This is a genomic window from Rahnella sp. 1L-D-7-B-C2 (assembly GCF_057290995.1).
Genome location: NZ_JBXAVQ010000009.1, coordinates 122,136 through 142,867, shown reverse-complemented (window position 1 = coordinate 142,867; position 20,732 = coordinate 122,136). Strand labels below are relative to the sequence as shown.

Sequence of the window (20,732 nt, the reverse complement as noted above, 5' to 3'; positions counted from 1 at the left end):
GGTTGGATTGCTCCTCCCCCTTCGCAGGGGGAGGAGCTAAAGAAATTACATCGCTTTCAAATATAGCTCACGCACTTCTTCCCGCGTTGGTGTTCTTGGATTGCACGGCAGGCACGGGTCGGCCAGCGCTTTATCGAGCCAGTTTTCGATATCCGCTTCCACAATTCCCAGCTCCCTGAAACCGCATGGGATCCCTACGCGTTTAGACAATACACGGATAGCCTCGACCGCCGCGATGCTGGCCTGCGTTTCGCTGATACTTTGCGTATGTACGCCCATCGCGCGGGCAATATCGGCAAAGCGCTGCGGTGCGCACGCACGGTTAAACTCTTCTACCACCGGCAGCAAAATGGCATTGCAAACGCCGTGCGGCAGGTTGTGCGTCGCCCCCGGCTGATGCGCCATCGCGTGAACTAACCCGAGACCAGCGCTGTTAAACGCCATGCCCGCCAGGTATTGTCCCTGCGCCATTTTTTCGCGTGCTTCGATGTCATCACCGTGCTCGACCGCTTTCGGCAGCCATTGGGTGATGGTCGAAATCGCCGCCAGTGCCGTCGGGTCGGTCAGCGGATGTGCACCGACAGAGACATAAGCTTCGATAGCGTGGGTAAGCGCATCCATGCCCGTCGCGGCGGTTACGTCCGCCGGGATCTTGAGCATAATCGACGGATCGTCCACCGCGATATCCGGGATCAGACAGGCGTCGATAATGACTTCTTTCACCTGACGCTGGCTGTCGATGATCACCGCATTGCTGGTGAGTTCGGCGGCTGTCCCGGCGGTCGTGTTGATCGCCACCAGAAAGACGCCCGGCCTGGTGACGTTGCCAACACCGGAATAGCGCGTGACCGGTCCCGGATTGGCGGTCAGAATTTTGATGCCTTTGGCGGTATCAATCGGGCTGCCGCCGCCGAAGGCGATCAGATAATCACAGTGATTTTCGCGATACAGGCGGAAGCCTTCATCGACAATTTCTGAGGTTGGATTGGGAACGACCCCACCGAAGAGCGCGTAAGGTAACCCGACATTTTTGAGTGCGGAGAATAAGCCATCGAGCAGACCGAGTTCGACTAACTGACCGTCGGTGACGATCAGCGCTTTGCCGTGATCTTTGTTCGCCAGCATCGCCACCATATCGTCGATTGCGCCCTGGCCGTGAAGGCTGATTTTAGGAAGTGCCAACATAAAACTCATAAAAATCCCTCTGTGAGTAAATAGAACTGATGTTCTGTGTGGCGATGCTCCAGGGTCTTTGCCAGTTCTTGCTACGGGGAGCATCCTCTGTTCCCCGTGCAGGATTTATATTTTCCGGAGCAGGATCCGCCGGATCAGGCTTTTAATGCCGCTTCGAAAGGCGTGACGTCAAAACGTTTGCCGAGGGCAATCAGTTCATCGGTCTGGATAGTCTGTTTCATGCCGCCCATGGAGATCACTTTAACCAGAATCTCCGCGGATTTTTCGGCGGTATCGATCAGGCCAAAAGCATCGTCGAGCGTCGGGCCGCAGCCGAAGATGCCGTGGAACGCCCACAACACCAGACTGTGATGCTGCATCTGATCGGAGGTCGCCGCGCCGATGCCGTCGGTGCCCGGCACCATCCACGGCACAATGCCGACGCCGTCCGGGAATACCACCAGACATTCGGTGCTGCATTCCCACAGCTTGCGGGTGATCTTGGCGCTGTTGAGTTCCAGCACGTAGGTCAGTGCGATCAGGTTGGTGGCGTGGCAGTGCATGATCACGCGATCCTGACCTTGGGTGACGCGTTTACGCACCGCGTGAGATTGCAGATGTGACGCCAGTTCTGACGTTGGTAATCCGCCGGCGGTCAGCCCCCAGAGGATGTGGTAGCTGGCGCCTTTGTCATCGAGCTGGATAACTGTCAGCGCTTCGGAAGGAGCGAGTTGCACATTGCGAAAGAACTTACCGGAACCGGTCACGATAAAGTATTCGTTTGCCAGATCCGGCGCGTGCTGCGTCAGTTCAACGCGGCGCGGCTGGGCATAAAAATCATTTTTGTATGGGGCCACGTCTTCCGGCAACAGACGCATGCTGACGTTACCGCCGTTGCGCTCATCCCAACCTTTCAGCCACATATCGGTGGTCGCTTTGACCATGCCTTGTACAAACCACGAGCTAAACAATGTTTTCATCTGAACTTTCCTGCAAATAAGGTGAATGCGTTTCGGCGTTGCGATAAGGCATGGATCAGCGTTTTGACAGCACGCTGGTTTCATAATGGCGGACGGCATCCAGCCACTGACCGCCGACCGGCACGTCGTGGCGCTGGCAATACATGTCCCAGACTGCCTGCCACGGCAGCGATTTTTGTTCTTCCAGAAGCGCCAGGCGTGCGGTGTAGTCGCCTTCCACTTCCAGTTTTTTCAGTAAATCAGTCGGCTCAAGCAGGGCTTTGAGCAGCGCTTTTTTCATGTTGCGTGTGCCGATCACCCAGGCGGCGATGCGGTTGATCGAGGCGTCGAAGAAATCCAGCCCGATGTGAACGCGGTCGAACAGGTTATGGCGCACGATTTCGCTGGCGATAGCCTGCGTTTCATCATCGAGCAGCACGACGTGATCGCTGTCCCAGCGCACCGGGCGGCTGACGTGCAGCAACAAACGTGGCACATACAGCATCGCGGCAGAAATTTTGTCGGAGATGACTTCGGTCGGATGGAAATGGCCTGCATCGAGGCACAGTGCGGTGCCACGGCTGGCGGCGTAGCCAAGATAGAATTCATTGGAGCCAACGGTGTAGCTTTCCGAACCGATGCCAAACAGCTTACTTTCGACGGCGTCGATGTGTTCGCTGAGATCAAACTTCTCGGCAATCACTTCATCCAGCGCGCTCATCAGGCGCTGGCGCGGAGCCAGACGGTCGACGGTGACGTCTTTCATGCCGTCCGGCACCCAGATGTTCATCACCGACGGCGTGCCCAGTGCGCGGCCAAACGAAGCGGAGACGCGGCGGCTGGCCTGACAATGTTCGATCCAGAACTGGCGTACTTGCGGATTGGCGCTCGACAGCGTGAATCCGTCGGCGCTCATCGGATGCGAGAAGCACGAAGGGTTGAAATCCAGACCCAACTTGTTCTTCTTCGCCCAGTCTACCCAGCCGGTAAAATGTTTCGGTTCGATTTCATTGCGTGCAACGGGTTTGTCGGATTCAAGATAAATGGCGTGCAGGTTCAGGCGGTTAGGGCCGGGGATCATGGAGATCGCCAGTTCTAAATCGGCGCGCAGCTGCTGCGCATTTCGCGCTTTGCCGGGGTAGTTGCCGGTGGCCTGGATCCCGCCGGTCAGCCCGCCTTCCGGGTTCTCAAATCCCGCGACGTCATCCCCCTGCCAGCAATGAATGGAAACCGGCAGGGTATCGAGTTGTTTGATTGCGGCTTCGGCATCAATGCCCAGCTGCGCAAAGCGTTCTTTAGCAAGCGTCCATGCGTGATCGATTGATGAAGTCATACTGCGAGCTCCTCATTGACGTGACAGAGCGCCTCAAAACGGCGCCAGTGAATAGCGAAATCCGCGTGAATACGGGGAAGATAATGGTGTTGCTCGAAGTTCGTGGCGACGATGCGGCGAAATTCAGCGGTGTCTTTGACAGCACCGAGCGCCATCAACTGGCAGCCGATATTGCCGAGCGTGGAGGCTTCCACCGGCCCGGCGCTGACCTTGACCTGACAGACATCGGCGCACAGCTGATTAAGAAACTGGTTCTGACTTCCGCCGCCGACAATGTGAATGTCTTCCAGCGGCGCGCCCTGCAAATCCGCCAGCTGCAGCGCAATTTTGCGATACAGCATGGCGAGGCTGTCGAAAATGCAGCGTGCCAGTTCGGCCGGTGATTCAGGTACCGCCTCGCCCGCCTGCTGACAGGCTTCGCGAATGGCGCTGACCATCGACGGCGGATTAATAAAGCGGTCTTCGTTCGGGTTGATAAGGTAGGTAAACGGCGGGACGTTCTTCGCCAGCGTGATGAGCGAAGGCAAATCCTGAATGTTCAGTTCGCGGCAAACGCGCTGAAAAAGCCACAATCCCATGATGTTACGCAGCACGCGAAAACTGTCATTGATGCCGCCTTCATTAGTGATGTTGTCGTGTAACGCCTCCGCATGATTGAACGCTTTCGGGCTTTCGATGCCCATCAGCGACCAGGTGCCGGAGCTGAGGTAGGCGCTGTGGGAACTGGTGAGCGGTGCCGCAACGACGGCACTGGCGGTGTCATGCGTGGCGACGCTGAAAACGGGCACGCTGCGCCCGCGCGGGCTGTGCCAGAGGCCGGGAGAGTTGCCTGGCTGAGTGGGTTTTTGCAGCCAGCGGCGCGGAACACCTGCCAGATTCAACAGGTCTTCATCCCAGTCGCCGGTGGTGATATTGAGCATTTGCGTAGTGCTGGCGTTGGTGTATTCCCAGTTGAGCTGGCCGGTAAGGCGAAAGAGAAAATAGTCCGGGATCATCAGCAGATGCGCGGCTTTACTCGCGATTTCAGGTTGTTGTTCGGTCAGCGCCCTCAGCTGATACAGTGTATTAAAAGGCATGAACTGGATGCCGGTTTTCTGGTAAATCACGTGGCGGCCAATCAGCTTTTCCATCCGCGCCATCACACCGTCGGTGCGGCTGTCGCGATACGCCACCGCAGGACCCACCCGCTGGCCTTGTTCATCGAGCAACACGAAATCCACGCCCCAGGTATCAATACCGATGCCGTCGAGGGGAATACCGGAAGCGTCCAGACGGTTTAATCCTTCCAGAATGTGCTTCTCGAGATCATCCAGATCCCACGTATCCTTGCCATCAGTGCGCGTCAGGTTATTCGGGAAACGATGAATTTCTTTCAGCGTCAGCGTGGCCGCTGAATCAGGTTCCTGGCGGGTAAACGTGGCCAGCATGACGCGGCCGCTTGAAGCGCCGAGATCAATAGCGGCAAGATGGTGGGTTCTCATAGCAGCCATTCCTTATTGAATATGCTGCCCAGTGTAGGGGAGGCTTTTCGGGCGCACCTTCCGGTGATTGCCACGGGTTTTAGCGGGATGGCAGCATCAAAAAGGTAGATGCGAGGCAGATCACACTTCAGCTCAAAGCCTTATCGGACCACGCGATGAAAACGCCGGGTAACGCGTAAACGGCCTTTGTGATCTTTGCCGCAGATCCGCATCACAGCGGGGTGAATCTTAAAAAAATGACAGGTTATGCCGTTTTTTACGCTGCGGTTTGAAGGTAAGAACTCCGGGCGCAGGGTAGGGTTGTTTCACGATGAATGATTAATCTCCCAAACCGGAGGCGATAAATGACGTTACTGAAGGGTGATGATTATTTTGCGGCACCCGAGCTGACTGTGACGGTCGAGCGACGTCTTCCGCAAAGCGTATTTCCGGAGCACTACCACGATTTCCACGAAATTATGCTGGTGGAAAGCGGCTCAGGCGTGCACATCTTTAATGACCATCCCTATACACTGACCGCCGGCACCGTCTGTTTTGTGCGTGCCAGCGATCACCACTTGTTTGAAAATGTGGAGAATTTGCGTCTCACCAACGTGTTGTTCCGCTCACCCAAAGCATTCCGGTTTATTCAGGACGTCGGCCATTTTCTGCCACAGGAACATCATTATCAGTCGCAAATTCACTGGCAGCTCAGCCCGCATGTTCTGGCGCAGGTGCTGGAGTGCATCGCGCAGCTGGAAGCACTGCCAGACAGCATTGAGATGGAACATATCGCCACGCGCGAAAGCCTGTTTTTACAGCTGTTGATCCTGCTGTATCAGGACTGTTTCCAGCCACAATTGCGAGACACCTCTGAAAACAAGGTCAATCAACTTTTGCAATGGCTCCAGTCACATTACAGTGAGGAAGTTAACTGGACCGAGGCCGCCGAACGTTTTTCTCTGGCGCTGCGCACCCTGCACCGGCAGATGAAGCATTACACCGGTCTGACGCCGCAGCGGTATCTGAACCGTCTGCGCCTGCTTGAGGCGCGCCGGCGTTTACATCATAGCGATCAAAGTATTACCGATATTGCCTATGCCTGCGGGTTCAGTGACAGTAACCACTTTTCGACGCAGTTCCGTCGGGAATTTTCGGTGTCGCCAAAACTCATGCGTGACCAGTTACGTTAAGCGACACCTCTCGCGGCTCATGGCAATGCGTGCCTGAGCCGCCTCGTTTATTTTGTTGTCAAACGGGTTTGAGATTGCTGCTATGTCGCTGAAATTGAATAAAAATGACTTCTTTCTGACCGGAATGAACTCCGTGGTGGTGGCCGAACGCCATCCGCAGGCGGATTTCCCCAGCCACGATCATGATTTCGACGAGCTGGTGATTGTCTGGCGCGGCAACGGCGTACACATCTGGAATGACATCCCTTATCCCATCACCTGTGGCGACCTGTTTTATATCAACGCCAAAGATCGTCACAGCTATGAGTCCGTCAATATGCTGGCGCTGGATAACGTGCTTTATTGTCGCGAACGTTTCCGGCTGGCCGCAGACTGGGCGCAACTGTTGCCTGGCGAGCACTCTGCGCAGGATCAACGCTACTGGCGGCTGAGCACGCTGGGAATGTCGGTGCTGCGTGACAAGGTCGATGAGTTGGCGAAGGAGTGCATGAAGTCGGAGCCGCTTTCCATACAGCTGAGTGAAGCCCTGCTGATGCAGCTTTCACTTTTGCTGCTGCGTTTTCGTCATCAGCCAGACAGCGGTGTACTGCCCGATGCCCATCAACTGGATTTACTGCTCATGGCGCTGCGGGCGGGGATCGCCGAGCCTTTCCATCTGGAGACGTTTTGTCGCCAGCATCAGCTTAACCCCCGTGCTTTAAGGGCGCTATTTAAGCAGCACACCGGGATGAGCGTGACCCACTACCTGCGTCAGTTGCGGATCTGCCGGGCGATGAGTCTGCTGCGCTATGGCAATATGACCATCAGTGATGTGGCGGCGGAGTGTGGCTTTGATGACAGTAATTACTTCTCGGTGGTATTTAACCGCGCCTGTGGCGTATCACCGCGTGATTACCGGCAACGTTTTACCTCTCAGACAGGTATCGCAAGATAGGACAAGGCACTTTACTAATGGATACGAAATCCTAATGTCGATTTAAAACAATAAATTAGGGCTTGTTGCCTGGGTGCGGGAAAAATAAAAAAGGGGTTTGAAGGAGCAGGGCAGGCCGAATTTTTAATGCTATAGGAATATCTTTACTAAACATTATTTACCGCGGGTCAGGGGGGGGGATAAAACAAGAAAAAGAAAAGTGACTTCTGCCAGTGACTTTAACGGGGATCTTATCTGTTAGTCTTCCCTCTTTTTGTCTGAAATTTGAATGGTTATGCAGGAAATATGAATGCATTACCGTTACTGGAAAATATGAACGAGCTACCAATGTCAGAGGGATAACATTAATAACAATAAACGCATTGTTATTAATGTTACTTTCAGGCCAATTTTTCTTCGCTCAATGTTTGTGATTTTTCAGTTGCTTCCCACGCATAGAATATTTTATTACGGCCACTGTTTTTGGCGTTATACAGCGAAACATCGGCCTGACCTAATGCATGAATAAAGTTACCGTCCTCAAGCGCAGCCAGCCCGGCACTCACCGTGACATGCGTGGAGACTTCAGCATTAAAAAGATGCGGGATATTCAGCGCCAGCACTTTATTCTGAATTCGTTCGGCCATGCGTACGGCGTGTTCCTGTTTCACGTTTGACATCAGCACCAGAAACTCCTCGCCACCGTAGCGTACGACGACATCCCGTGACCGCACGGCGTCGCGGATCGCTGCTGACACCCGCACCAGCGCCTGATCGCCCATGGTGTGGCCGTAGTTGTCGTTATAGGCCTTGAAGTGATCGATATCGAGCAGCATCACGTAATGGCCCGAGGCCTGACTGAACAGCGTCTCCAGCTTGTTTTGCAGCCCGCGCCGGTTGTACAGTCCGGTGAGCGGATCCAGCATGCTGAGATCGCTAAACTTTTCCCGTTCACTGTAGAGATTCGACAGCATCCTGCGGGTGAATTCATCACTGCGGCGCAGCATCAGATGGTGCAACCACAGGCCGATCAGCGGCAGTGAGACGGTGAATAAAATGCGGCCAACGTGCTGAAAATCATCCAAAAACACGACGCACAGCGTCGCTGGTACTGCGTGGAGGCAAAAAGCGAGGAAATTATCTGACAGCGCAATAGCGCTGATAAAGAAAATACTGAGCAAACTGACCAGGAGATAGTTTTTATCCACTTCGCCAATTTCCTGAAACCGTAATGCAATGAGCCATGCCCAAAATAATCCGACAATTATCGAGCATACATTCAGATGGGCTGAGTAATTTTTCTTTGAGAAAAAAGAGAATACTAATCCGGCAAAGCAAAGCACAAAAATAATCACCAGCGGGGCGGGAACCGACGTCGCTTTCTCCGGAGGATAAACCATAGAAAATAGCGCAGTGGCACTATTTAAAAAAAAGAATAACAACATAGCCAGTCGATGTTTGCTTTTTAGCAACTCATCATAGGAATGAGATATCATCAAATTTACTCTATTTTGCGTGTGTTGTTGGTCTGAAAAGATAAAAAATCTTATCGCCCTATGCCGCTATTATTTCTTTGCCGGCAGGCTAATGGTTGTGATACGTAATTATTAGATTTCTATGAATATTGTCGGTCATGAATACTTTTTACGGCCTTAAAATTAGCACTTTTATCTGTAAGTGTCACCTCCACGAGGCAGCGCGCTGTAAATAGGTGGTAAATGAGAAAAAATCCTATATGATATTAGTTCTCATTATCATCATTAGGAGCAGGGTTATGATACCGGCGATTGTCATGGCATGTGGGATCTGGGCGGTTGTGTGGATGCTGGGTAAGCGTCTGACCAGCGGCTGGGGTGTGCTGTTGCCTTGCGCGCTGATGCCATTGCTGGCGATGGCGCATATGACCCTGGATCAGTTACGCGTACTGGTCGTGGTCGCGATGCTGATCACGCTGGGGATGCTGTTCCACCGGACGTTACGCCACTATATGCTTTTGCCTTCATTTATGGCGCTGGCAGGCGGTCTGGCCGCTGTGACGTTGAATTTTAGTCTATAGTGAAATGAGACAAGCAATAAGTGATTGTTATTGAAAAGGAACGAGCGAAATGAAAAACAGAAAACACAACAAAGCCGCAGGGATTTTTTACTTTTTGAAAACGAGAGAGTTAATGCAGGAAGGAAAAGCGGAAGAACAGATTCATGTGGTGCGAAGAGAGGGACTTGAACCCTCACGTCCGTAAGAACACTAACACCTGAAGCTAGCGCGTCTACCAATTCCGCCACCTTCGCACAGATGAATTCTGCTTACTGCTGATTTATATCACCGGTTTGGTGCGAAGGGAGGGACTCGAACCCTCACATCCAAAGGACACTAACACCTGAAGCTAGCGCGTCTACCAATTCCGCCACCATCGCTTACCGTGCCGTGCAATATAAATCTCGTGATTGTATTGGTGCGAAGGGAGGGACTCGAACCCTCACATCCAAAGGACACTAACACCTGAAGCTAGCGCGTCTACCAATTCCGCCACCATCGCGTTCCAATTGATTACTGTGTCGATCCATTCATCAGAATGTCATCAGCAAGTAACACAACCACGGGGGCGAATTCTAGAGATTTTCCCACAGGCGTCAACAGTTATTTCCCCCATTCCGGACGTTTGATGTAAAAAACACCATATCCACGGTGAATAGATCAATGGGTGATATTTTCATCAGGTTAATTGATGGTTTATTCAACAATCTTTCCATGAAGGCCCTTTTGCTCCACAGCACAATCCTGTGCTGAAAACAGCGCGATCAACCAGTCCAGCAGCACGCGGATACGCGGTGCCAGAAAACGGCCAGGCGGGTACATGATGTACAGCGGCATCGGCGGTGGCAGGAGTTCCGGCAGTACTTCAATCAGCGCGCCCAGCGCCAGTTCCTGCTCAACCGCCAGCTTTGACACCTGAATCAACCCAAAGCCTGCTTTCCCCGCCGCGACGTAGGCGTCGGCACCGCTGACAGTCAGTACGCTGTTGAGATGAATTTTTTCCGTCGCACCGTCCGCAATAAATTCGAGATGCGTTTCAGGCCGCTGATGTGCGAAAAAGTAGCCGACGGCGTGATGCGAGCCGAGATCGGCAAGCGTGAGCGGTGTACCGAACTGTGTCAGATACGCCGGAGACGCGCAGGTAATCTGCACTAAGTCGGTCAGGTGGCGGGATTGCAGATTATCGTCTTCCGATGGCCAGGCGCGCACCACGCAGTCCACACCCTGGTCCAGCAGATTGATGGCGTTGTCGTTGGCACTGAGAATAAGGTTTATCTGCGGGTAACGCTGATAAAACGCCTTCAGCGCTGGGATCACCCGTTCGCGCGCCACCGAGTGCGGCATATCAATGCGCACAGTGCCCGAGGGCTGTATTTGATGATGGGCGAACAGTGCATCCGTTTCTTCCAGTGCCGCCAGTAAATGCAGGCAGCGCTGATAATAAATTTTGCCTTCTTCAGTGATTTTCACCTGACGGGTGGTGCGCAAAACCAGGCGGACGCCCAGCCGCTGCTCCAGCCGCTTTAGCGTGGTACTGACCGTGGCGCGAGGCAGAACCAGATCTTCAGCCGCGCGGCTAAAACTTTCCAGCTCGGCGATGCGCACAAAGATTTTCATTGCCTGAAACTGATCCATATTGTCTCCGGGATTGTTCGCGATTGATGAATAGTCTTGCACGTTTTCGCTGATTTATCTTTCCCGGAATAACAATCACACTTCATGGCATTACTTACCCCTTCATGTCATAAGGAAAGTCAGATGAAACAACGTCAGCTTGGAAAAAATGGTCCGATGGTTTCTGCGCTCGGTTTGGGCTGCATGGGCATGAGCGATTTTTACACTACCGGTCTGGATGAGAAAGAGTCACTGGCAACGCTGGAACGTGCGCTGGAGATAGGGGTGACGATGCTCGACACCGCCGACGTATACGGCCCGCACACTAATGAGGAGTTGCTCGGACGTTTTCTGAAAGGGCGGCGCAATAAAGTCTTTTTAGCCACCAAATTTGGCATTGTGCGCGATCCGGCCAATCCCCATGCTCGCGCCACCAACGGTCATCCTGATTATGTCCGCCAGTCGGTTGAAGGCAGCCTGAAGCGTCTGGGCACTGACGTTATCGATCTTTATTATCAGCATCGCCCTGACCCGTCCGTACCGGTGGAAGATACGGTCGGTGCGCTGGCGGATCTGGTACGTGAAGGAAAGATCCGTTACATCGGGCTGAGTGAAGTGTCAGTAAGCACGCTGGAGCGGGCAAATACAGTTCATCCGATCACCGCCCTGCAAACCGAATATTCGCTGTGGTCGCGCGATGTGGAAGCTGAGATCCTTCCCGCATGCGAACGCCTCGGCATTGGTTTTGTGCCTTACAGCCCGCTGGGCCGCGGTTTTCTGACCGGACAAATCCGTTCGGTTGATGATCTGGATGCGGATGATTACCGTCTCGCGAGCCCGCGCTTTCAGGGGGATAACTTTGCGAAAAATTTGCAGCTGGCAGAGAAAATCGGAGAACTGGCGCAGGAAAAAGGGGTGAAACCGTCGCAGCTGGCGCTGGCGTGGGTATTGTCGCGCAGTGAGAACATGGTGCCGATCCCTGGCACCAAACGTCGTCATTATCTTGAGGAAAACATCGCCGCGCTTGATGTCTCCCTGAGTGAAGCCGAAATCGCGGCGATCGAAGCAGTCTTTCCTTTCCGCGTGGCAGCAGGGGATCGCTACAACACAGAAATGATGCGCATCCTCAGTGTCTGATCTACCTGTCCGTTTTATCAGCACAGGCACGTGAACGGCTGATTAACGTCTTTTCTTTTTCGTATCACGCGGTGCGCGACCACGAACGGCTTTGTACACTTTAAAGCGGCCATTCTGTGCCAGCACTTCGTGGCTGCCAAACGCGTCATCGAGCAGTGCGGCATAAGGCAGGAAGGCGTTAGCCACAATGCGCAGTTCACCACCGATGTTCAGATGGCTGATTGCGCCACGGATCAATTGTTCGGACGCATGCAGGCTAGTTTGCAGGCCTTCATGGAACGGTGGATTAGAGATGATCATATCGAAACGGCCATCAATGTCGGAATAGACGTTGCTGGCAATCACTTCGCCGACCAGTTCATTGGCGGCAAGCGTGGCGCGGCTGGCTTCGATAGCGGCTGCGCTCACATCACTGAGCGTGATTTTCATCTTCGGCGAGTACGTTGCCAGCACAGACGCCAGAACGCCGGAACCACAGGCGATATCCAGCACTTTGCCCTTGACTGGCTCTTCAAACGTATTGATCAGCAACAGGCTTCCGCTGTCCAGACCTTCACGGCTGAAGACGCCCGGCAGGGTTTTGATGGTCACTTCCTCGACCATGTACTCATCCCACCAGCCATCAGCATCAAAATCAGGCTGCTTTTCCAGACGGCCATGATACAAACCGCAGCGACGGGCACTGTCGATTTTGCTGACTTCACAAATGCCTTCCAGCGTAGTTTCCGCGCTACGAACGCCGCTGCGGTTTTCGCCGATGACAAAAACGTCGATCCCGACCGGCAGCTGTGACAGCAGGTTGAACAGCTGGAATTTGGCTTCGAGCTTGCTCTTCGGCCAGTAATAAATCAGCACATCGCAAGGGGCAATCAGCCCGGCGTCGGCGAGTAAACCGAACTGCACGTTGTCGCCCAGGGTTTTGCTGAGCATCTGCCAGTGGTGATACATGTTGGTGTGGACGCGGACTTCTTCGGCGTCAATTTCAGCAGGCAAGCTGTCTTGCAGGTCGCCGGCGAACAGGACGCGGCGGCCTTCGAATTCTTCGCTATGGCGCAGTATGACTTCACTGGCCGGAGTTAATGCAGACATCAGGATAAGGCTCCTCAGGGTTTGGCTGGCGATTATAGAGGTTTATTGGCGCATGTTCGATGTGTTTGCTAGCATAGCCGGGCTTTTTAGCTATTCAACGGGCAGGGATCGGGCATGGCATCCAGAAGAGATACGCTGTTACAACAGCTGGGCATTACCCAGTGGACGCTGCGCCGGCCTGCGGTTTTGCAGGGCGAAGTCGCCGTCAGCCTGCCTGCGGACACAAAATTACTGATCGTCGCAGACGTACCGCCCGCTGAAGATGATCCACTGGTGCGCGACGTGTTGCTTAGTCTGGCGCTCACCGGCGGGCAGGTTTACCGCCTGACGCCGGAACAGGTGACGATGTTGCCTGAAGATACCCGCTGCAATGTCTGGCGACTGGGCTTAAGCGAACCGCTGACGCTCGCCGGAACGCAGTTATCCAGCCCGGCTCTGGCCGAGCTTTATCAAGATGCCGGCGCCAAACGCGCGCTCTGGCAGCAGATTTGTGAAAATGAACCCGATTTCTATCCTGACGCCCGCTGATCTTCCCCGCGCATTCCAGATTGAACAGGCCAGTCACGCGTTTCCGTGGACCGAAAACACTCTGGCCAGCAATCAGGGCGAGCGCTATCTGAATCTCAAAATCATGCAGGGCGACGAGATGGCCGGTTTTGCGATCACGCAAATTGTCCTCGACGAAGCCACGCTGTTCAATATCGCCATCGATCCGGCTTTCCAGCGTCAGGGCTTAGGCCGAACGTTGCTGGAAGACATCATCCAACAGCTTGAGAAAAAAGACGTTTTCACGCTCTGGCTTGAAGTGCGTGCTTCCAACACCAAAGCCATCGCGCTGTATGAAAGCCTCGGCTTTAACGAACTCTCCATCCGTCGTAATTACTATCCTGCCGCACAAGGCCGCGAGGACGCCATTATGATGGCGCTGCCGCTGGGATAGCCCAAAAAAACCATTGATTGCCCATCCCGACTAAATCAGTGAAAATAGCTGGCTATAACTTTTATTACCGCTTTGCCTGACGTCCTTCTGACGTGATGTGAAATCCTATGCAGGGCGGACCAACCGCAGAAACGTGAAAAACATGTCTCCAAGTGAATACGCCCTTGAAGTGGCTAAGCGCCGCACATTTGCCATCATCTCTCACCCCGATGCCGGTAAAACGACTATTACTGAAAAAGTCCTGTTATTCGGACACGCTATCCAGACCGCCGGTACGGTAAAAGGCCGTGGCTCAAGCCATCATGCCAAATCCGACTGGATGGAAATGGAAAAACAGCGTGGTATCTCCATCACTACGTCAGTGATGCAGTTCCCGTATAAAGAGTGTCTGGTTAACCTGCTCGATACCCCGGGGCATGAAGACTTCTCCGAAGATACCTACCGTACGCTGACCGCCGTCGACTGCTGTCTGATGGTAATCGACGCCGCGAAAGGGGTCGAAGACCGTACCCGCAAGCTGATGGAAGTTACCCGTCTGCGCGATACGCCGATCCTGACCTTCATGAACAAACTCGATCGTGATATCCGCGATCCGATGGAAGTCATGGATGAAGTCGAACGTGAGCTGAAAATCGCCTGTTCGCCAATTACCTGGCCAATCGGCTGCGGTAAGTTGTTCAAAGGGGTTTATCACCTCTATAAAGACGAAGTGTATCTGTATCAGACCGGTAAAGGTCACACCATTCAGGAAGTGCGCACGGTGAAAGGGTTGAACAATCCTGAGCTGGATGCCGCCGTCGGTGAAGATCTGGCAAAGCAGCTGCGTGAAGAGCTGGAGCTGGTGCAGGGCGCATCGCACGAGTTCGAACACGAAGCTTTCCTTGCGGGTGAACTGACGCCGGTCTTCTTCGGTACTGCGCTGGGTAACTTCGGTGTAGATCACATGCTCGACGGTCTGGTGGACTGGGCGCCTGCCCCGATGCCGCGTAAAACCGACGTGCGCGAAGTGAAAGCCGACGACGAGAAATTCACCGGCTTCGTGTTTAAGATCCAGGCCAACATGGATCCGAAACACCGTGACCGCGTGGCGTTTATGCGCGTGGTGTCCGGTAAATACGAAAAAGGCATGAAGTTGCGTCAGGTACGTACTGGCAAAGACGTGGTGATTTCCGACGCGCTGACCTTTATGGCCGGTGACCGCTCGCACGTCGAAGAGGCGTTCCCCGGCGACATCATTGGTCTGCACAACCACGGTACGATTCAGATCGGGGACACCTTTACCCAGGGTGAGAACATGAAGTTCACCGGCATCCCTAACTTTGCCCCTGAAATGTTCCGTCGTATCCGTCTGCGTGATCCACTGAAACAGAAACAGCTGCTGAAAGGGCTGGTTCAGCTGTCAGAAGAAGGCGCGGTTCAGGTCTTCCGTCCCATCGCCAACAACGATCTGATCGTCGGCGCGGTAGGTGTTCTGCAGTTCGAAGTGGTCGTCGCGCGCCTGAAAAGCGAATACAACGTGGAAGCGATTTACGAATCCGTCAACGTGACAACCGCCCGCTGGGTTGAATGTGACGACGTGAAGAAATTCGAAGAATTCAAACGTAAGAACGAAATCAACCTCGCGCTGGATGGCGGCGATAACTTAGCGTATATCGCCCCGACGATGGTGAACCTGAATCTGGCTTCTGAGCGTTATCCTGAAGTGAAATTCCGCAAGACCCGCGAGCATTAATTTTTTTGCCCGCATAGGTTTTTGATCTGAAGACGGCCACTGTGCCGTCTTTTTTATGCATTTTATCTTATGTTTTGTTACGCCCCTCACATTTCCCGTTGTGCATTTTTTCTCCTTTGTGACCGAAATTCGGCCATATTTCCCGCGAAATCTTAAGACTTGTCTGCATTCGGCCCTGTAATCGCCGATCGCTCTACTCTTTTGGACATTCTTGACTATATTAAATGTGTGTTCACAAAACAGTGGCGTAAAGCACTGCTTAGATGTGACGAAGCAGAGTGTTATATCGAAAGGCGATGAAAAGCCCGAATAAAACGACGTACTCTGCTACAAAGGAAGTAAATACAGCAGCAATACAATTTGTTAGAAGGCGTCACCATAATGTGGCGTACCGGGTTCAAGATTAGGGCCCATAAACTGAAAGGAAGAAATCGATGAAAAACTCTAAATTTGCCTATTCAATGATGGCCGTCGTTCTGGGTACTGCACTGATGAGTGGTAGCGCTCTGGCCGCAACCACAACTGATAGCGCAGGTGCAAAAATCGATAGTTCCATGAAGAAAGTTGATAACTACATGGGCGACAGCGCCATCACAGCAAAAGTGAAAAGTGCACTGGTAGATGATAAAGCCATTAAAAGCACCGACATTTCTGTGACCACCACATCCGGTGTCGTGACCCTGAGCGGCTTCGTAGCCTCACAGGCTGAAGCTGAGCAGGCCGTTGCCGCAGCGACCAAAGTTGAAGGCGTGAAATCTGTCAGTGACAAATTGCACACCAAAGACAAAAGCGAACAAAGCGTGAAAGGCTACGCCGGTGACTCCGCCACGACGGCTTCTGTAAAAGCCAAACTGCTGGCCGACGACATCGTTCCTTCACGTAACGTGAAAGTAGAAACCACGGCGGGCGTTGTACAGCTTTCCGGTGATGTGAAAGACCAGGCACAGTCCGACCGTGCTGAAAGCGTTGCGAAGACCGTTGATGGCGTGAAAAGCGTTAAAAACGACCTGAAAGTCGCACCGTAATTTCGCAGAACGACAGCAGTACATGGCGTCCCGCCGCGGGCAGGGCGCCAGTTTTGAACGACATATTTTGAACAACATATAACGATATAACGTACCTCCTGCACATTGTTCGGGACAGAAGACTCTCGTAACACTTATGAACATTGATTTTGAAAAATAAGCGTTGGTTTTCCCTAACACTTTCATTTTTCCGACTATCTTTATTAGGTAAGTGATGATTTTTATCTCCGGTAATTGCCGGCTAATAAAGTGTCACCAAGACAATGTACACAGAGACTTCAGACCGGAAGTAGGAGTGTCACCTTTTTAAACTGGCAAAGTGAATATATAGGGTAAAGGAGAAGCTTATGTTTCGTTGGGGCATTATTTTTCTAATCATCGCGTTGATCGCGGCGGCACTGGGTTTTGGTGGTTTGGCTGGTACAGCTGCCTGGGCTGCAAAAATCGTATTCGTAGTCGGTATCATTCTGTTCCTGGTCAGCTTGTTTACCGGTCGTAAACGACTCTGACAATAACGTTATGAAGTCATAACGTTAGCAGACATACCGCAGTAAAAATCGCATCGCCCTCTTGTCTGAAGATATTGCTTAATTGCAGTGTGTTCAGATAAGGGGGCGATGCTTTTTTTATGGAATGATGTGTTTGATTAATGAATTCCGTTAACAAGAGGTAACGATTTTATCCTCACATTTTGGTAAGAAACTCACTCAAACCCGGCAGACAAGGTATGCTCAGAATAGAGGCCTGTCCGCTGAGGCTAATTGTGTGAGGACGATGCGTTGGGATACAGAATACCTGTCACGCTGGGGAATATAGAACCGCTGGCGTACAAACCTTACCGGCCGGGCAAGATTGCTCTGGTGTGCGAAGGGGGAGGGCAGAGAGGCATTTTTACCGCCGGTGTGCTGGATGAATTTCAGCGTGCCAATTTTAATCCCTTCGATTTATATCTGGGGACTTCCGCGGGTGCGCAAAACCTTTCGGCCTTCGTATGCGGACAACCCGGCTACGCCCGAAGAGTGATTACCCGCTACACCACCAGCCCTGATTTCTTCAATCCTCTGCGCTTTGTGCGTGGAGGACATCTTATCGATCTCGACTGGCTGGTAGATGAAACCGCGAAAAACATGCCGCTGGCGATGGAAAGCGCGGAGAAGCTGCTGATCGACGGCCGCGAGTTTCTGATGTGCGCCTGCCGCAGTGATGACTACACCGCCAACTATTTTGCGCCAACGCGCGAGAACTGGCTGCCGGTGATCAAAGCCTCGAGTGCCATTCCGGGTTTTTATCGCATGGGCGTCGATCTGGACGGTATCAGCTATCAGGACGGCGGCATCAGCGATGCGATCCCGGTGGAAGAAGCCTACCGTCGGGGCGCGGATACCATTGTGGTGATCCGCACCGTGCCTTCGGCGATGTTCTACACGCCGCAGTGGATGAAGCGCATGGAGCAATGGCTGAGCGAAAGTAGTCTCCAGCAGCTGGTGCGCATGATGCAGCACCACGAAAGCAGCTATCACCGCATTCAGCAATTTATTGAGAATCCACCGGGCGACGTGCGGATTTTCGAAATCTTCCCGCCGAAGCCGCTCGCCAGCCACGCGCTTGGCAGCCGCTTGCCGGCGCTCAACCAGGATTATCATCTGGGACGCCGCTGTGGCCGGTATTTCCTGTCGGCAGCTGCCCACTGGCTGTTGCCGCGTGAAAACGAGCGCCCTTATCCTCAGGTGACGCCGCGCCCGACGCGTCCGCAGCGCGTAGTCGTGCCCGCAAACGAACCGGAACACCAAACGCCGCTGGCCGCCGCAGCCAGCAACGTCGAACAGATTATACTCGATCCGGCCGTGCTCACTGACATGGTGGCCGACGGTGGCGTGGTGCGCCCGGCCGCGTTTTCGGACAACCAGGTGGGAGATCATCGTTCGCCAAACCTTTCTGCTGACATGGATCCTGTGGAGCATTACTCCGCCAGCGAAGGCGATAAGCTGTGAGTTTTCACTTCGTCGATACGCACTGCCATTTTGATTTTCCGCCGTTTGCCGGCGCGGAAACTGAAAGCCTGCGTCTGGCGGAACAGGCCGGAGTACGGGAAATCATCGTTCCCGCCGTGACCGCCGATCGTTTTGACGGCATTCTCGCGCTGGCAAAAAACTTCGCGCCGCTGTACGCCGCGCTGGGCCTGCATCCGTTGTATATCGCGCAGCATAAAGATAACGATCTGGAGCAGCTGGATGCACTGCTTAGCCAGCACTGTCCGCGCGTGGTGGCGGTCGGTGAGATCGGGCTGGATCTGTATATGGAAACGCCGATGTTTGAGCAGCAACAGCGGCTGCTGAAAGCGCAGTTCGCGCTGGCAAAACGTGAGGCGCTGCCGGTGATCCTGCATTCGCGCCGCAGCCACGATCAACTGGCGGCGATGCTGCGTCAGGCGCAACTTCCGGCGACCGGCGTGGTACACGGATTTGCAGGCAGCCTTTCTCAGGCGCAGGCGTTTATCAAACTGGGATTTGCGATTGGCGTCGGCGGTACCATCAGCTATGAACGCGCGCAGAAAACCCGTCAGGTGATGGCGCAATTGCCGCTGTCTTCTTTGCTGCTGGAAACGGATGCGCCGGATATGCCGCTGCAGGGTTTTCAGGGGCAACCCAATCGCCCGGAACGCGCCGCCACGGTGTTTGAGGCGTTGTGCCAGTTACGCAGTGAATCGCCGCAAGAGATTGCCGATGCGCTGCTCACCAATACCCGTCGCGTATTCAATCTTCCTGCCGCGCTGTAAGATGTTCATTCATTTTGTGATTTAAATAACATTTTTTATATTCATCACACTGTTTCTCACGTGGATTTACCGCACGGTAAGAATTCGGTTCTCTTTGAAATGTTATTATTATAACATTACTCACAAGATTACCGGTCGGTGATCCCCGCGTGTTTGCCCGAACTCCCTTTGTCACGAATCGGGTATACACTCTTATATAGGCCGAATACTGAGCATAACGCCGGGTAAATGTGATTTAGATCTCATTTCACTAAGCAACGTTGCAAACGGTTTTCATTTTGTGTGAAATACTGCACACAGGAACCTGATGTGACGTGTTCAAATAGTCACAACGAATTGGCGTTAGCCAATCCAAGCGCGGTGAGAAGGATCTCAGTTGCCGCGTAAGTCGCTAAAGCGCTTACGCACGCTATCTTCAAGGAACCAAGTCCGCTCGCCAACCGTGCAGAATTCTTCTCCGACGTTAACCGCCGAAAGGAATTCATGACTGTATGCTCAGTTCTGGCTGGTCGCTGGAATTGAAAATTGTTGGAGAGTTATATGACCGATTTAACCACCGCAGCACAACGTGCGCTGAACCTGATGGATTTAACCACCCTGAACGAAGACGACACCGATGCAAAAGTGATCGCGCTTTGTCACCAGGCGAAAAGCCCGGCAGGTAACACTGCTGCTGTTTGTATTTATCCTCGTTTTATTCCGATTGCCCGTAAAACCCTGCGCGAGCAAGGCACGCCGGACATCTGCATTGCCACCGTGACCAACTTCCCGCACGGTAATGACGATCTTGAAATAGCCCTGGCCGAAACCCGCGCCGCCATCGCCTACGGCGCTGACGAAGTGGACGTAGTTTTCCCTTACCGCGCATTGATGGCCGGTAACGAGCAGGTCGGTTTTGAGATGGTCAAACAGTGCAAAGAAGCCTGTGCTGCTGCCAACGTATTGCTGAAAGTGATCATCGAAACCGGTGAGCTTAAGCAAGACGCGCTGATCCGCAAAGCCTCTGAAATCGCTATTAAAGCAGGCGCTGACTTCATTAAAACCTCCACCGGTAAAGTGCCGGAAAACGCGACATTGCACAGTGCTGAGCTGATGATGAGCGTGATCGCTGAAATGGGCGTGGGCAAAGACGTGGGTTTCAAACCTGCCGGTGGCGTGAAAACCGCTGAAGATGCTGCGCAGTATCTGGCGCTGGCTGACCGTCTGCTGGGCCGCGAATGGGCTGACGCACGTCACTTCCGTTTTGGTGCCTCCAGCCTGCTGGCAAGCCTGCTGACCACTCTGGGTCACGCCGGCCAGAAAGCCACCAGCAGCTATTGATCACCACGGCACCGCGTTTGCGGTGCGCATCTT

General features: G+C 53.4%; 20 protein-coding genes and 3 tRNA genes. 13 read left to right on the top strand and 10 right to left on the bottom strand.

Annotation, left to right across the window (positions count from 1 at the left end; genetic code table 11):
* Positions 1-45: 45 nt before the first annotated feature.
* The 4 genes from fucO to rhaB form a co-directional block, all read right to left on the bottom strand.
* Positions 46-1,194 carry a lactaldehyde reductase gene (gene fucO / locus AC0Z7K_RS15890; protein ID WP_485615138.1) on the bottom strand — a complete coding sequence of 383 codons (1,149 nt, stop codon included), beginning with the start codon at positions 1,192-1,194 and terminating at the stop codon, positions 46-48.
* 134 nt (positions 1,195-1,328) lie between these two features.
* The gene (gene rhaD, locus AC0Z7K_RS15885; RefSeq protein ID WP_485615137.1) at positions 1,329-2,153 is read right to left on the bottom strand and encodes a rhamnulose-1-phosphate aldolase; all 825 of its coding nucleotides are present in this window, start codon (positions 2,151-2,153) and stop codon (positions 1,329-1,331) included.
* A 55-nt stretch (positions 2,154-2,208) separates the two neighbouring features.
* Positions 2,209-3,465, bottom strand: a complete 1,257-nt coding sequence (locus AC0Z7K_RS15880) for an L-rhamnose isomerase (RefSeq protein ID WP_213051413.1) — start codon at positions 3,463-3,465, stop codon at positions 2,209-2,211.
* The gene (gene rhaB, locus AC0Z7K_RS15875) at positions 3,462-4,946 is read right to left on the bottom strand and encodes a rhamnulokinase (protein WP_485615136.1); all 1,485 of its coding nucleotides are present in this window, start codon (positions 4,944-4,946) and stop codon (positions 3,462-3,464) included. Before rhaB ends, AC0Z7K_RS15880 begins: the two co-directional genes overlap by 4 nt.
* Before the next feature lie 344 nt (positions 4,947-5,290).
* On the opposite strand from rhaB, the gene rhaS reads away from it, so the two are divergent.
* Positions 5,291-6,118 carry an HTH-type transcriptional activator RhaS gene (gene rhaS / locus AC0Z7K_RS15870; protein WP_213051412.1) on the top strand — a complete coding sequence of 276 codons (828 nt, stop codon included), beginning with the start codon at positions 5,291-5,293 and terminating at the stop codon, positions 6,116-6,118.
* 82 nt (positions 6,119-6,200) lie between these two features.
* Positions 6,201-7,052, top strand: coding sequence for an HTH-type transcriptional activator RhaR (rhaR, locus tag AC0Z7K_RS15865; RefSeq protein ID WP_413527749.1), 852 nt, complete (start codon positions 6,201-6,203; stop codon positions 7,050-7,052).
* 380 nt (positions 7,053-7,432) lie between these two features.
* On the opposite strand, the gene AC0Z7K_RS15860 is transcribed toward rhaR, so the two are convergent.
* A complete protein-coding gene (locus tag AC0Z7K_RS15860; RefSeq protein WP_413527750.1) occupies positions 7,433-8,527 on the bottom strand; it encodes a GGDEF domain-containing protein in 1,095 nt (364 codons plus the stop codon).
* 278 nt (positions 8,528-8,805) lie between these two features.
* Here AC0Z7K_RS15860 and AC0Z7K_RS15855 point away from each other — a divergent pair, with 278 nt between their 5' ends.
* Together AC0Z7K_RS15855 and AC0Z7K_RS15850 are read left to right on the top strand one after the other, a co-directional pair.
* Positions 8,806-9,087 (top strand): DUF1435 domain-containing protein, encoded by a 282-nt coding sequence (locus AC0Z7K_RS15855; RefSeq protein WP_413527751.1) that lies wholly within the window; start codon positions 8,806-8,808, stop codon positions 9,085-9,087.
* A gap of 49 nt (positions 9,088-9,136) precedes the next feature.
* The gene (locus tag AC0Z7K_RS15850; protein ID WP_274611815.1) at positions 9,137-9,271 is read left to right on the top strand and encodes a hypothetical protein; all 135 of its coding nucleotides are present in this window, start codon (positions 9,137-9,139) and stop codon (positions 9,269-9,271) included.
* Here the strand turns inward: AC0Z7K_RS15850 and AC0Z7K_RS15845 are convergent.
* The 4 genes from AC0Z7K_RS15845 to AC0Z7K_RS15830 form a co-directional block, all read right to left on the bottom strand.
* Positions 9,234-9,320: transfer RNA gene (locus AC0Z7K_RS15845), tRNA-Leu, on the bottom strand. The two genes, AC0Z7K_RS15850 and AC0Z7K_RS15845, sit on opposite strands and share 38 nt — an antisense overlap.
* 40 nt (positions 9,321-9,360) lie before the next feature.
* Positions 9,361-9,446, bottom strand: a tRNA-Leu gene (locus AC0Z7K_RS15840).
* Between the two features lie 36 nt (positions 9,447-9,482).
* Positions 9,483-9,568 (bottom strand) — tRNA-Leu (locus tag AC0Z7K_RS15835).
* Positions 9,569-9,762: 194 nt separating this feature from the next.
* A complete protein-coding gene (locus AC0Z7K_RS15830; RefSeq protein WP_485615135.1) occupies positions 9,763-10,701 on the bottom strand; it encodes a LysR substrate-binding domain-containing protein in 939 nt (312 codons plus the stop codon).
* Between the two features lie 123 nt (positions 10,702-10,824).
* Between AC0Z7K_RS15830 and AC0Z7K_RS15825 the strand changes: the two genes are divergently transcribed.
* On the top strand, positions 10,825-11,817 hold the full coding sequence (locus AC0Z7K_RS15825) for an aldo/keto reductase (RefSeq protein ID WP_485615134.1): 993 nt from the start codon (positions 10,825-10,827) through the stop codon (positions 11,815-11,817).
* Between the two features lie 42 nt (positions 11,818-11,859).
* On the opposite strand, the gene rsmC is transcribed toward AC0Z7K_RS15825, so the two are convergent.
* Positions 11,860-12,906, bottom strand: coding sequence for a 16S rRNA (guanine(1207)-N(2))-methyltransferase RsmC (gene rsmC, locus AC0Z7K_RS15820; protein WP_485615133.1), 1,047 nt, complete (start codon positions 12,904-12,906; stop codon positions 11,860-11,862).
* Positions 12,907-13,020: 114 nt separating this feature from the next.
* On the opposite strand from rsmC, the gene AC0Z7K_RS15815 reads away from it, so the two are divergent.
* The 8 genes from AC0Z7K_RS15815 to deoC all read left to right on the top strand — a co-directional run bounded on the left by AC0Z7K_RS15815 (position 13,021) and on the right by deoC (position 20,699).
* Entirely contained in the window at positions 13,021-13,434 is a 414-nt protein-coding gene (locus AC0Z7K_RS15815) for a DNA polymerase III subunit psi (protein WP_413527755.1), read from the top strand.
* Positions 13,403-13,846 (top strand): ribosomal protein S18-alanine N-acetyltransferase, encoded by a 444-nt coding sequence (gene rimI / locus AC0Z7K_RS15810; RefSeq protein WP_413527756.1) that lies wholly within the window; start codon positions 13,403-13,405, stop codon positions 13,844-13,846. Before AC0Z7K_RS15815 ends, rimI begins: the two co-directional genes overlap by 32 nt.
* Positions 13,847-13,988: 142 nt before the next feature.
* A complete protein-coding gene (prfC, locus tag AC0Z7K_RS15805) occupies positions 13,989-15,578 on the top strand; it encodes a peptide chain release factor 3 (protein ID WP_485615132.1) in 1,590 nt (529 codons plus the stop codon).
* 434 nt (positions 15,579-16,012) lie between these two features.
* Positions 16,013-16,603, top strand: a complete 591-nt coding sequence (gene osmY, locus AC0Z7K_RS15800) for a molecular chaperone OsmY (protein WP_112168170.1) — start codon at positions 16,013-16,015, stop codon at positions 16,601-16,603.
* 347 nt (positions 16,604-16,950) lie between these two features.
* Positions 16,951-17,112 carry a DUF1328 domain-containing protein gene (locus AC0Z7K_RS15795; RefSeq protein WP_013577105.1) on the top strand — a complete coding sequence of 54 codons (162 nt, stop codon included), beginning with the start codon at positions 16,951-16,953 and terminating at the stop codon, positions 17,110-17,112.
* 270 nt (positions 17,113-17,382) lie between these two features.
* Positions 17,383-18,594 carry a patatin-like phospholipase family protein gene (locus tag AC0Z7K_RS15790; protein WP_485615131.1) on the top strand — a complete coding sequence of 404 codons (1,212 nt, stop codon included), beginning with the start codon at positions 17,383-17,385 and terminating at the stop codon, positions 18,592-18,594.
* On the top strand, positions 18,591-19,379 hold the full coding sequence (locus AC0Z7K_RS15785) for a TatD family hydrolase (protein WP_485615130.1): 789 nt from the start codon (positions 18,591-18,593) through the stop codon (positions 19,377-19,379). The genes AC0Z7K_RS15790 and AC0Z7K_RS15785 overlap by 4 nt, the downstream gene beginning before the upstream one ends.
* A 540-nt stretch (positions 19,380-19,919) precedes the next feature.
* Positions 19,920-20,699: a deoxyribose-phosphate aldolase gene (gene deoC / locus AC0Z7K_RS15780; protein WP_485615129.1), complete on the top strand. Its 780-nt coding sequence runs from the start codon at positions 19,920-19,922 to the stop codon at positions 20,697-20,699.
* Positions 20,700-20,732 lie beyond the last annotated feature (33 nt).